This window comes from Mesorhizobium sp. M1E.F.Ca.ET.063.01.1.1 (assembly GCF_003998155.1).
Classification (GTDB): Bacteria; Pseudomonadota; Alphaproteobacteria; order Rhizobiales; family Rhizobiaceae; genus Mesorhizobium.
Genome location: NZ_RZSC01000930.1, coordinates 1 through 2018, shown reverse-complemented (window position 1 = coordinate 2018; position 2018 = coordinate 1). Strand labels below are relative to the sequence as shown.

Sequence of the window (2018 nt, the reverse complement as noted above, 5' to 3'; positions counted from 1 at the left end):
ACCGGGCAGAACCTGATCGATACGGGCGAGATGCGGGTGCTCGCCATAGAGCTTGGCGCGCAGCTGCGCCAGCGAATCGAACGGCAGCTTCTTGCCGAGCACGTCCGAAAGCGCCCTCAGGATCGCCCAGTCCTCGCGCGCCTCGCCCGGCGCGAAGCCGGCACGGTTGGTCTGCTGCACGCGGCCTTCCGTGTTGACATAGGTGCCCGACTTTTCGGTATAGGCCGCGCCCGGCAGGATGACGTTGGCGCGGTGCGCGCCGGCATCGCCATGCGTGCCGATATAGACGACGAAGGCGCCGCCGGTCTTGGCCATATCGATCTCGTCGGCGCCAAGCAGGAACAGAAGATCCGTCTCGCCGAGCATGCCGGCGACGTTCTTGCCGCCCTCGCCCGGCACGAAGCCGACATCGAGGCCGCCGACTCTGGCCGCGGCGTTGTGGAGCACCGCGAAGCCGTTCCAGTCGGCCGTCACGGCCTCAACGGCCGTGGCGAGCTTGGCCGCCTGGCCGAGCACCGCCGCGCCATCGGCGCGCGCCAGCGCGCCCTGGCCGACGATGATCAGCGGATGCGTCGCCTTCTTCAGCACCTCGAAGAACTTGCCGTTGCCGTCGGCCAGGTCCTTCAGCGATTCGGGGCCGGCGCCGAGCAGTTCGTAGTCGTAGCGCGTGTCACCGATCTCTCCGATGACGCCGATCGGCAGATTGCCGACGCGCCAGCGCTTGCGGATGCGCGCGTTGAGCACCGAGGCCTCGAAGCGGGGATTGGCGCCGATGATCAGCACCGCGTCGGCCTGCTCGATGCCCTCGATGGTCGGGTTGAAGATGTAGCTGGCGCGGCCGAGCGACGGATCGAGCGCTGCGCCATCCTGGCGGCAGTCGATGTTCTTCGAGCCGAGCGCTGCCATCAGAAGCTTGAGCGCGTAGATTTCCTCGACCGCAGCGAGGTCGCCGGCAATCGCCCCGATCCGCTCGGGCGCCGTCTTCGAAACCTCGTCCTTGATGGCTACAAACGCTTCTGCCCAGCTTGCCGGGACGAGCTTGCCGTTCTTACGCACATAGGGGCGATCGAGGCGCTGCGTGCGCAGGCCATCCCAGATGAAGCGGGTCTTGTCGGAGATCCACTCCTCGTTCACCGCTTCGTTGACGCGCGGCAGGATGCGCATCACTTCACGGCCCCGGGAGTCGACGCGGATCGCCGAGCCGACGGCGTCCATGACATCGATCGATTCCGTCTTGGTGAGCTCCCATGGCCGCGCCTGGAAGGCGAACGGCTTGGAGGTCAGCGCGCCGACCGGGCAGAGATCGATGACGTTGCCCTGCAGCTCGGACGTCATCGCCTGCTCGAGATAGGTGGTGATCTCGGCATCCTCGCCGCGGCCGATCAGGCCAAGCTCGGAAATGCCGGCGACCTCGGTGGTGAAGCGGACGCAGCGCGTGCAATGGATGCAGCGGTTCATCACCGTCTTGACCAGCGGGCCGATATATTTGTCTTCGACCGCGCGCTTGTTCTCGTGATAGCGCGACGAATCGACGCCGAAGGCCATCGCCTGGTCCTGCAGGTCGCACTCGCCGCCCTGGTCGCAGATCGGGCAATCCAGCGGATGGTTGATCAGCAGGAACTCCATCACGCCTTCGCGGGCCTTCTTGACCATCGGCGTGTTGGTGAAGATCTCCGGCGGCTCGCCATTCGGGCCGGGGCGCAGGTCGCGCACACCCATGGCGCAGGAGGCTTGCGGCTTGGGCGGACCGCCCTTCACCTCGATCAGGCACATACGGCAGTTGCCGGCGATCGACAGCCGCTCGTGGAAGCAGAAGCGCGGCACTTCCGCGCCGGCGTCCTCGGCCGCCTGCAGCAGCGTGTAGTGGTCGGGTACCGTAATCTCTTTCCCGTCGACCTTGAGCTTTGCCATTCGCCTCGAACCCTCGCGGATTTCCCGCAATCTCTCTTTCCGGGCGCGACTGATGCCGCGCCCGGCATTTCATTTCACTTCTTCGCGGCCAGCGCCGCCGCCTGGGC

General features: G+C 66.5%; 1 protein-coding gene. It reads right to left on the bottom strand.

The features are described 5' to 3' along the window. Positions 1-1911 (bottom strand): NADH-quinone oxidoreductase subunit NuoG (gene nuoG / locus EOA29_RS34390; protein WP_127222256.1); only part of this gene is annotated, 1911 nt, incomplete at its 3' end. Between the last annotated feature and the right edge of the window lie 107 nt (positions 1912-2018).